Source organism: Aquamicrobium defluvii, from assembly GCF_004363725.1.
Lineage (GTDB): Bacteria > Pseudomonadota > Alphaproteobacteria > Rhizobiales > Rhizobiaceae > Mesorhizobium > Mesorhizobium defluvii.
Genome location: NZ_SNZF01000014.1, coordinates 97,290 through 108,115, shown reverse-complemented (window position 1 = coordinate 108,115; position 10,826 = coordinate 97,290). Strand labels below are relative to the sequence as shown.

The 10,826-nt window shown below is 64.7% G+C and carries 7 protein-coding genes; 5 read left to right on the top strand and 2 right to left on the bottom strand.

What is annotated here, in order from left to right; genetic code table 11:
* Window positions 1–188 precede the first annotated feature (188 nt).
* The gene (locus DES43_RS12500) at window positions 189–1,598 is read right to left on the bottom strand and encodes a helix-turn-helix domain-containing protein (RefSeq protein ID WP_035028486.1); all 1,410 of its coding nucleotides are present in this window, start codon (window positions 1,596–1,598) and stop codon (window positions 189–191) included.
* Between the two features lie 189 nt (window positions 1,599–1,787).
* Between DES43_RS12500 and DES43_RS12495 the strand changes: the two genes are divergently transcribed.
* The 5 genes from DES43_RS12495 to DES43_RS12475 all read left to right on the top strand — a co-directional run bounded on the left by DES43_RS12495 (window position 1,788) and on the right by DES43_RS12475 (window position 9,380).
* Window positions 1,788–3,320, top strand: coding sequence for an acyl-CoA carboxylase subunit beta (locus DES43_RS12495; protein WP_035028484.1), 1,533 nt, complete (start codon window positions 1,788–1,790; stop codon window positions 3,318–3,320).
* 19 nt (window positions 3,321–3,339) lie between these two features.
* Window positions 3,340–3,621, top strand: coding sequence for a hypothetical protein (locus DES43_RS12490; protein WP_245264739.1), 282 nt, complete (start codon window positions 3,340–3,342; stop codon window positions 3,619–3,621).
* Between the two features lie 25 nt (window positions 3,622–3,646).
* Window positions 3,647–5,650, top strand: a complete 2,004-nt coding sequence (locus DES43_RS12485) for an acetyl-CoA carboxylase biotin carboxylase subunit (protein WP_035028482.1) — start codon at window positions 3,647–3,649, stop codon at window positions 5,648–5,650.
* A gap of 13 nt (window positions 5,651–5,663) precedes the next feature.
* Window positions 5,664–7,814: a methylmalonyl-CoA mutase gene (scpA, locus tag DES43_RS12480; RefSeq protein ID WP_035028480.1), complete on the top strand. Its 2,151-nt coding sequence runs from the start codon at window positions 5,664–5,666 to the stop codon at window positions 7,812–7,814.
* A 558-nt stretch (window positions 7,815–8,372) separates the two neighbouring features.
* On the top strand, window positions 8,373–9,380 hold the full coding sequence (locus DES43_RS12475) for an isopenicillin N synthase family dioxygenase (protein ID WP_035028466.1): 1,008 nt from the start codon (window positions 8,373–8,375) through the stop codon (window positions 9,378–9,380).
* Between the two features lie 64 nt (window positions 9,381–9,444).
* On the opposite strand, the gene DES43_RS12470 is transcribed toward DES43_RS12475, so the two are convergent.
* Window positions 9,445–10,671, bottom strand: coding sequence for a PQQ-dependent sugar dehydrogenase (locus DES43_RS12470; RefSeq protein ID WP_051520645.1), 1,227 nt, complete (start codon window positions 10,669–10,671; stop codon window positions 9,445–9,447).
* Window positions 10,672–10,826: the final 155 nt, after the last annotated feature.

The window sequence follows — 10,826 nt, the reverse complement described above, 5'->3', positions numbered from 1 at the left end:
TTCGGCGGCGAGAAGGAGACCGGCGGCGGGCGCGAGAGCGGCTCCGACGCCTGGAAGGCCTATATGCGCCGCGCAACCAACACCATCAACTACTCCAAAGCCCTCCCCCTCGCCCAGGGCGTCTCCTTCGATATCGAATGAGGGGCCGGACAGGCGGAAACGAAAAGGCGGCCATTGCGCCGCCTTTTTCATTCCAGCCGGTAGGGCACCGGCGAGCGCAGATCGTGGTCGACCAGCAGGCGCCGCTTGAAGGGCGGGCTGGCGCGCTGGTCGCAACTGGCGCGCTCGCAGATGCGGCAGGAAATGCCGATCGGATCGAAGGCGGCGCGGTTGGTGAGGTCGAGCCCGTCAGCATAGACGAAGTCGCCCGCATAGGCGATCTCGCAGCCGAGCGCGATGGCATAGCGACGGCGCGAGGCATTGAAGCCGCCGCCCGACTTGGCGATTTCGGTCGCCACGCACAGATAGCGCACGCCGTCCGGGGTCTCGGCAAGTTGCCTGATGATGCGGCCGGGCAGCTCGAACGACTGATGCACGTTCCACAACGGGCAGGCCGCGCCGAAGCGGGCGAATTGCAGCTTGGCGGCGCTGTGGCGCTTGGTGATGTTGCCGGCCCGGTCGAAGCGGGCGAAGAACACCGGCACGCCCTTCATGCCGGGGCGTTGCAGGGTCGAGAGCCTGTGCGCCACCTGTTCGAGGCTCGCACCGAAGCGGGCGGCGAGCAGTTCCAGATCGTGGCGCAGCTCGCGGGCGGCGCTGAGAAAGGTCTGGTAGGGCAGGGTGACGGCCCCGGCGAAATAGTTGCGCAGGCCGATGCGGCAGATCTCGACCGATTCCGGCGAGCGGAACTCGGCGCGGCGCGCGATGGTGTCGATCTCCGTCTTCAGTTCCAGAGCGGCGATCTGGTAGGCCATCTGGAAATGGCGCGTCGATGCCGGCGAATAGGCGTTGAGATAGAGCAGCTTCGAGGCGGGATCGTAACGGCGCAGAACGTCCTCGCCTTCCGCCGCCTTGAGGATGCGCACGCCATGCCGCATCTCCAGATGAGCGGTGAGTGCCGCACCCGTTTCCGCATCGGGAATGCCGATTGACTGCGCCAGCTTCTCGCCGGCCATGTCGATCTCATGGATGTAGTTGTCCATGAAATGGAAGAAATCGCGCACTTCCTCGTATGGGGTGGGATCGGTCAGCCCGCTGGTGCGCGACATCTGGTCGAAGCCGGCAAGCTGCTCGCTGTTGCGGCGGTAAGCCTGATGGCAGGCGATCAGGGCATGCGCGAGGCCGGGTGCGTTCTGAACAACAAGCTTGAGCTCCTGCATGCCGGGCGAATAGTTTTCGAACAGCGGATCGGCCAGCGCTTCCGAAAGCGCCGACAGCAGGCGGTCGCTGCTGCCGGCCGAAAGCTCGGACATCTCGATCTGGAATTTCTCGGCCAGCGCCAGCAGCACCGTGGCCGAAACCGGGCGCTGGTTGTTCTCGATCTGGTTCAGATAGGAGGTCGAGATGCCCAGACGCTCGGCGAAAGCGGCTTGCGTGTGGCCATGGGCGAGGCGGGATTCGCGCACCTTGCGGCCGATATAGAGCTTGCCTGTTGACATGTTCGCATTCCCACAATTCGCAATTTGCAAAATTCTATACTATGCAAATCCACCCGTTCCAGCATTTTCTTGGGCGCCGCTTCCGTCTAGGGGAGCGTGAAAGAAGCCGGCTCACTGTGCCGGTCAGGGAGAGACCATGCCGATACTGCTTTTCGTGCCCGTTCTCCGATCCGTTGGGGAGAGCCGCTGATGCGCAACGTTCTCGAGCAACTGGAGGCGCGCCGCGCCGAAGCCCGCCTCGGCGGCGGCCAGCGGCGCATCGACGCCCAGCACGCCAAGGGCAAGCTGACGGCGCGCGAGCGCATCGAGGTGCTGCTGGACGAGGGCTCCTTCGAGGAGTTCGACATGTATGTCACCCACCGCGCCACCGATTTCGGCATGGCGAGCCAGAAGGTGGCGGGCGACGGCGTGGTGACGGGCTGGGGCACCATCAACGGCCGGCTGGTCTATGTGTTTTCTCAGGACTTCACCGTGCTCGGCGGTTCGCTGTCGGAGACCCATGCGCAGAAGATCTGCAAGATCATGGACATGGCCGTGAAGAACGGCGCGCCGGTGATCGGGCTCAACGATTCCGGCGGCGCGCGCATTCAGGAAGGCGTCGCCTCGCTCGCCGGCTATGCCGACGTGTTCAAGCGCAATGTCGATGCGTCGGGCGTGGTGCCGCAGATTTCGGTGATCATGGGGCCGTGCGCGGGCGGCGCGGTCTATTCGCCGGCCATGACCGATTTCATCTTCATGGTGCGCGACTCGTCCTACATGTTCGTCACCGGGCCGGATGTGGTGAAGACCGTCACCAACGAGATCGTGACGGCCGAGGAACTGGGCGGCGCGCGCACCCATACGCAGAAGTCTTCGGTGGCGGATGGCGCGTTCGAGAACGACGTCGAGGCGCTGGAGGGCGTGCGCAAGCTGTTCGACTACCTGCCGCTGAACAGCCGCGAGAAGCCGCCGGTCCGCCCCTTCCATGACGATCCGGCCCGCATCGACATGAAGCTCGACACGCTGGTGCCGGATTCGGCCAACAAGCCCTACGACATGAAGGAGCTGATCGCGGCCATCGCCGACGAGGGCGATTTCTTCGAGATTCAGGAAGCGTTCGCGAAGAACATCGTCACCGGCCTGATGCGCATCGAGGGTCAGACGGTGGGCGTCGTCGCCAACCAGCCGATGGTGCTCGCCGGCTGCCTCGACATCGATTCATCGCGCAAGGCCGCCCGTTTCGTGCGCTTCTGCGACGCCTTCAACATTCCGCTTCTGACGCTGGTGGACGTGCCCGGCTTCCTGCCCGGCACGGCGCAGGAATATGGCGGCGTCATCAAGCATGGCGCCAAGCTTCTGTTCGCCTATGCGCAGGCCACCGTGCCGATGGTGACGCTGATCACCCGCAAGGCCTATGGCGGGGCCTATGACGTCATGGCTTCCAAGCATATCGGCGCCGACATCAACTATGCCTGGCCGACCGCCGAGATCGCGGTGATGGGCGCCAAGGGCGCGACCGAAATCCTCTACCGCTCGGAACTGGGCGATGCGGAGAAGATCGCCGCGCGCACCGCCGAGTATGAAGAGCGCTTCGCCAATCCCTTCGTGGCGGCCGAGCGCGGTTTCATCGACGAGGTGATCATGCCGCATTCCTCGCGCCGCCGCATCGCGCGCGCCTTTGCCGCGCTGCGCACCAAGCGCGTGGAAGGCCCATGGCGCAAGCACGACACGATGCCTCTGTGAGAGCGGGGCCGGAGGAGCGATGAACAAGCCGAAGCTGACGCCGGAGGAGGCCCGCAAGGACCACTGGCAGATGCTGCGCTTCATGGCGCTGAACGCAGCGCTTGGCGCGCTGATCGGGACGCTGACGGCCATCGCCATCATCTGGCTCGATATAGGAGGCATCGGCGCGCGCATCGAGCGGGCGGCAAATCCGGTCATTCCGATATTGCTGCTGGTTGCGCCTTTCGCCTTCGTGTTCGGCGGCGTGGTCACGGCTTCGGCGCTTCTGACGATGCCTTACGAAAAGAAATTCAAAGATTGAAGTTTTGGGGACTGGAGACGGGCTGATGTTCAAGAAGATCCTCATCGCCAATCGCGGCGAAATCGCCTGCCGGGTCATCCGCACCGCGAAGAAGCTCGGCATCAAAACCGTCGCCGTCTATTCGGACGCCGACCGCGACGCGCTGCATGTGCGGCTCGCCGATGAGGCAGTGCATATCGGCCCTGCGCCTTCGTCGCAGTCCTATATCGTCATCGACAAGATTCTTGAGGCCATCCGCAAGACAGGTGCCGATGCCGTCCACCCCGGCTACGGTTTCCTGTCCGAAAACGCGGCTTTCGCCGAGGCGCTGGAGCAGGAGGGCGTCGCCTTCATCGGTCCGCCGGTCAAGGCCATCGAGGCGATGGGCGACAAGATCACCTCCAAGAAGCTGGCGGCGGAAGCGGGCGTTTCCACCGTGCCCGGCCATATGGGGCTCATTGAAGATGCCGATGAGGCGGTGCGGATTGCCTCCCAGATCGGCTATCCGGTGATGATCAAGGCTTCGGCCGGCGGCGGCGGCAAGGGCATGCGCATTGCGTGGAACGATGCCGAGGCGCGCGAAGGCTTCCAGTCGTCGAAGAACGAGGCGAAATCCTCCTTCGGCGACGACCGCATCTTCATCGAGAAGTTCGTCACCCAGCCGCGCCATATCGAGATTCAGGTGCTGGGCGACAAGCATGGCAACATTCTCTATCTGGGCGAGCGCGAATGCTCGATCCAGCGCCGCAACCAGAAGGTGATCGAGGAGGCCCCGTCGCCGTTCCTCGATGAGGCGACGCGCAAGGCCATGGGCGAGCAGGCCGTGGCGCTGGCGCGTGCAGTCGGCTATTTTTCGGCCGGCACGGTCGAGTTCATCGTCGATGGCGAGCGCAATTTCTACTTCCTCGAAATGAACACCCGCCTTCAGGTCGAGCATCCGGTGACGGAACTGATCACCGGCATCGATCTGGTGGAGGAGATGATCCGGGCTGCGGCCGGCGAAAAGCTGCGCATCGCGCAGGGAGACGTGAAGCTGAACGGCTGGGCCATCGAGAGCCGTCTCTATGCCGAGGATCCCTATCGCAACTTCCTGCCTTCCATCGGCCGGCTGACGCGCTACCGTCCGCCGGCGGAAGGCGGGCAGCCGGATGGCACCGTCATCCGCAACGACACCGGCGTGTTCGAGGGCGGTGAAATCTCCATGCATTACGACCCCATGATCGCCAAGCTGTGCACATGGGCCCCCGACCGCATTGGCGCTATCGACGCCATGGGCCGCGCGCTGGACGATTTCGAGGTCGAGGGCATCGGCCACAACCTGCCGTTCCTGTCGGCGGTGATGGATCAGCAGCGTTTCCGGGACGGGCGGCTGACCACGGCCTATATCGCCGAGGAATTTCCGGACGGTTTTGCCGGGGTGACGGCAAGCGAGGGGCAGGCACGCCGGCTGGCCGCAGTCGCCACCTTCATCCATCTGCGGCTTGCACGCCGCGCGGCGCAGATTTCCGGCGTGCTCGCCAACCATCCGCGCAGCATCGGCGCAGACTGGGTGGCGACTGTTGCCGATCACGAATTTGCGCTCGCCGTGACGGAAGGTGCGGCCAGCGACACGATAGCCTTCGCGGATGGTGAGAATGTCTCTGTTTCGAGCGAGTGGCTGCCCGGCGCCAGCCATGCAGCCTTCGTGGTGGATGGCGAGGCTATGGGCGTCAAGGTCACGCTTAACGGTTCTTCGATGCGCCTGCGCTGGCGCGGCATCGATGCAAAAGCCTATGTGCGCAGCCCCCGCGTCGCGGAGCTTGCGCGGCTGATGCCGGTCAAGCTTCCGCCCGATACGTCGAAGATGCTGCTGTGCCCGATGCCGGGCGTGGTCACCTCCATCGCCGTTCAGGAAGGCGACGAGGTGCAGGAAGGACAGGCGCTTGCCACCGTCGAGGCGATGAAGATGGAAAACGTGCTGCGCGCCGAAAAGAGCGGCAAGGTCAAACGCGTTGCCGTCGAGCCGGGCGCCAGCCTTGCCGTCGACGAACTGATCCTCGAATTCGAGTAGGCAGGGAATTGTGATGAACGATCCGAAACCCGACCCCAATATCCAGAAGTGGCGCACGCTGGCCGAGAAGGAGGTCAAGCGCGATCCGGACACGCTGGTGTGGAATACGCCGGAAGGCATTCCGGTCAAGCCGCTCTACACGGCCGACGATCTGGAAGGTGCCACGCATCTGGACAGCCTGCCGGGCTTCGCGCCGTTCGTGCGCGGGCCGCGCGCCACCATGTATGCCGGGCGTCCGTGGACGATCCGCCAGTATGCCGGCTTCTCGACGGCCGAGGAATCGAACGCCTTCTACCGCAAGGCGCTGGCGGCGGGCCAGCAGGGCGTGTCGGTGGCCTTCGACCTCGCCACCCATCGCGGCTATGACAGCGACCATCCGCGCGTCGTCGGCGATGTCGGCAAGGCAGGCGTCGCCATCGATTCCGTCGAGGACATGAAGATCCTGTTCGAGGGCATCCCGCTCGACCAGATTTCCGTGTCGATGACCATGAACGGCGCGGTCATTCCCGTGCTCGCCAACTTCATCGTCGCCGGCGAGGAGCAGGGCGTGCCGCGCGCCAGGCTGTCGGGCACCATCCAGAACGACATCCTCAAGGAGTTCATGGTCCGCAACACCTATATCTATCCGCCCGAGCCTTCGATGCGGATCATCGCGGACATCATCGAATACACCTCGAAGGAGATGCCGAAGTTCAACTCCATCTCCATCTCCGGCTATCACATGCAGGAGGCGGGCGCGACGCTGGTGCAGGAGCTGGCCTTCACGCTGGCCGACGGGCGCGAATATGTGCGCGCGGCGCTGAAGAAGGGCCTCGACGTCGACGAGTTCGCCGGACGGCTGTCGTTCTTCTTCGCCATCGGCATGAACTTCTTCATGGAAGCCGCAAAGCTGCGCGCTGCGCGCTTGTTGTGGACCCGCATCATGCAGGAGTTCGAGCCGAAGAAGCCTTCCTCGCTGATGCTGCGCACCCATTGCCAGACCTCCGGCGTGTCCCTGCAGGAACAGGACCCCTACAACAACATCGTGCGCACCGCTTTCGAGGCCATGTCGGCGGCGCTCGGCGGGACGCAGTCGCTGCACACCAATTCCTTCGACGAGGCGATCGCGCTGCCGACTGAATTCTCGGCCCGCATCGCCCGCAACACCCAGCTCATCCTCCAGCACGAAACCGGCGTGACCAGGGTCGTCGACCCGCTGGCCGGTTCCTACTATGTCGAGAGCCTGACGAAGGAACTCGCCGACGCCGCCTGGAAGCTGATCGAGGAGGTCGAGGCGATGGGCGGCATGACCAGGGCGGTCAATGACGGTCTGCCGAAGCGCCTCATCGAGGAGGCCGCGACCCGCAAGCAGGCGGCCATCGACCGCGGCGACGAGGTGATCGTCGGCGTCAACAAATACCGCCTCGAAACCGAGGACGAGATCGACATTCTCGACATCGACAACAAGGCTGTTCGCGAGGCGCAGATCGCCCGCATCGAGCGCACCAGACGCCAGCGCGATCCGAAGAAGGCCGGGGAGACCTTGGACCGGCTGCGCGAGGTGGCGCGCTCGGGGCAGGGCAACATCCTCGAAGCCGCCGTGGAGGCGGCGCGGGCCCGCGCCACGCTCGGCGAAATTTCCGATGCCATGCGCGATGCCTTCGGCGACCATTCGGCGGTGCCGAAAGTGGTGAGCAAGGTCTATGGCCCCGCTTATGAGGGCGAACCCGAATACGAAAATCTGGTGGACCGGCTCGACCAGTTCGCCAGGGTGCTCGGCTCCGCGCCGCGCATCATGGTGGCCAAGCTCGGCCAGGACGGGCACGACCGTGGCGCCAAGGTCATCGCCTCGGCCTTCGGCGACCTCGGCTTCGAGGTGATCGCAGGCCCGCTGTTCCAGACGCCGGAAGAAGCGGCCGACCTTGCGGTGAAGTCCAAGGTGCAGGTCGTCGGCATGTCGTCGCTGGCGGCCGGCCACAAGACGCTGGCGCCGCAACTGGTCGAGGCGCTGAAGGCGCGGGGTGCCGACGAGGTCATCGTCGTGGTGGGCGGCGTCGTCCCGCGTCAGGACTACCAGTTCCTGCTCGACCATGGCGTGGCCGCCGTCTTCGGTCCCGGAACCAACGTTCTGGACGCCGCGCGCGCCGTGCTCGACCTCATGGAAGGCAAGCGCCGCAACATATAAGGAGAGATTGCCGCCCCCCCCCTTCCGGAGGCTGCAAGCGGGTGTCTTCCTTCACAGCGGGCAGGCCGTCCGTCCGTTCGCCTGCATGAGCGTGCGGAACCCGCAGGCAGGTTGCACACTGCCTGCGCATTCTGCTGCCGGCCATGTCCCGTATCGTGCGTCTGCGTCACGATATCCTTTCCATTATGGGGCATGACGAATGAAGCATTCCCCGTGGCGAGCGCAGCTTTTCAGAGCCCCGGACGTGTGTTCACTCGCCATATCGCTGTGCAAGGAATGGCAGTTCCTGGGCATCAAACGCTGTTCGGCGGAACTGCTGTGGATCGGCTCCGGCATCAGCCTGATTGCCCTGGCAAGCGGCATGAGACGGAACGGTTCATTCGCTCCGCAAGAAAACCGCTTCCATGGCGGGCGGCCTGATTAGGAGCCATTGTCGCGTATGGCGGCAATGGCGCGCCTGCTGTTTCTTTTCTCGATGCCGGCCGTCCGGGATCATACGCCCACAGGTCGCCACGCCATTTGTTGGTTTCATCGGACAGACAGCGGAAGGAGGCACCCATGGCCCGTCTTTTCCCCATTCTCGATCTCTCGTCCTTCGAGCAGGACCCGGCGGCGCGCGCCATGTTCCTGCGGGACCTGCGCTATGCGGCGCGCGATGTCGGCTTCTTCTATCTCGACGGGCATGGCATTTCGCTGGACGAGATCGAGCGCCTGTTCGAGCTTTCCCGGCAGTTCTTCGACCTGCCGGTGCAGGAGAAGCAGCGCATCGAAATGGTGAATTCCTCGCAGTTCCGCGGCTATACGCGGGTGGCGGGCGAGCGCACGCGCGGGCAGGCCGACTGGCGCGAGCAACTCGACTTCGGCATCGAGCGGGACCCCGTGCCCCAGAACGGCAGGCAGCCGGCCTGGACGAGGCTGCATGGCCCGAACCAGTGGCCGCAAGCGTTGCCGCAACTGCGTCCCGTGATCCTCGACTGGCAGGTCAGGGTGGCCGAGGTGGCGATCCGGTTGCTGAAGGCGTTCGCGCTTTCGCTGGAGCAGCCGGAGGATGTGTTCGAGCCGATCTATGGCGAGGGCGCCAATCACCGCATGAAGATCGTGCGCTATCCGGGCCGCGAGCAGACGGATGACGACCAGGGGGTTGGCGCGCACAAGGATGGCGGCTTCCTCACCCTCCTGTTGCAGGACAATGTCGGAGGGTTGCAGGTCGAATATGACGGCAAATGGGTCGATGTGGAGCCCGTTCCGGGAACGCTGGTGGTCAATATAGGCGAGCTTCTGGAACTGGCGTCCGACGGCTATCTGCGCGCCACGCTGCATCGGGTGGTAACCCCGTCGCGCGGTGCGGAGCGCTATTCGGTGCCGTTCTTCTTCGGGGCGCGTCTTGACGCGACGATACCTCTGCTCAATCTGCCTGAAGAACTGGCGGCTGAAGCGAAAGGTCCGGCCAGCGATCCCGCCAATCCGCTGTTTCGCGATGTCGGAGTCAATGTGCTCAAGAGCCGCTTGCGTTCGCATCCGGACGTGGCCGAGCGGCACTATCCGGACCTTCTGAAAGCTTCGTGACGCCTTCAGGGAGCCGGAAGGGAAACAACCGTGCACGGTTGCGGTTCATTCCGGAGCAGGGCGATCAGTCGCGGGCGGGCGTGAGGCGGATCAACTCGCCATTCGTTTCGTCGGTGAGGATCATCACGGCCCCGTCCCTTGCGACGGCAACATCGCGCACGCGCGCATATCCCTGCAGATAGCGCGCTTCTCCGGTGACGCGATCGTTCTCTATCGTGAGCCGCACCAGCGCCTGCCCGCGCAGGGCGCCGATCAGGGCGCTGCCCTTCCATTCGGGAAAGACGTCGCCGTCGTAGAATACGAGCCCGCTGGGGGCGATCACCGGGTCCCAGTAATAGATCGGCTGCTCCATGCCTTCCTTCTGCGTCAGGCCCTCACCGATCGGGCCGCCCCGATACTCGATCCCGTAGTTGATGACCGGCCATCCGTAATTCCTGCCGGCCTCGGGGCGGTTCAGCTCATCGCCGCCGCGCGGCCCGTGCTCCACGGTCCACAGCGCGCCGTCGGGGCCGATGGCCGCGGATTGCAGGTTGCGATGGCCGTAGGACCAGATTTCCGGCCGGCCGCCGTCGATGGCCGGATTGCCCTGCGCAGGCCCGCCTTCGGGATCGATGCGCAGGACCTTGCCGATATGCGTGGCGACGTCCTGAGCCAGTGGCCGCGCATCCGTCACCGACCGGTCGCCGGTCGTCACGAAGAGTCCGCCCTGATCGTCGAACACCAGCCGGGAGCCGAAATGGGCCTCCGACCGCCATCCCGGCTCCTGCCGGAAGATGACGCGGACGTCCGTCATCTCGCGCCCGTCGGGCGACAGCGTGCCGGTGGCGACCGACGTTCCGTTTAGCCCGTCCGCCCGCGGTTCGGCATAGCTCCACCACACGCGCCGGGTTTCGGCGAAATCGTCGCGTATCTCCACATCCAGAAGCCCGCCCTGTCCGGTTGAAAACACGTCCGGCAAGCCTGCGACGGGATCGGAGATCGTGCCGTCCGTCCCAACGATACGCAGGCGTCCCGCCTTCTCGGTCACCAGCCAGCGGCCGTCCGGCAGTTCGGCCATGCCCCACGGATTTTCCAGACCTTCGGCGATCACTGTGCGGTCGAGCCTGATCCCGTCGGCGATGACCGGAGCCCGCGTCTGGCCTTCGAAGGCAGGGCGATAATCGGTGTTCGGTCCGGCAGAATTGAAGTCGCGGGTCCACACAACCGCACCGGAGGCCAGAACGACGGCAATCGCGGTCGAAAATGCCAGAAGAAAGGGCCGGCGAAGGATGAAGAGGCGGGTTGAACTCATCGGATCTCTCCTTCTGCGGTCATCTGGGTCCAGACCATAGCTTCTAGACGATGCCGCGCAAAAATCTCCCTGTCCCACGGCCACATTTGCGTGAACGGCGAGGCGCTGGTCCCGCGCATTCCCGCGACGCCGGGGAACCTCGAAGCCGCAATCCC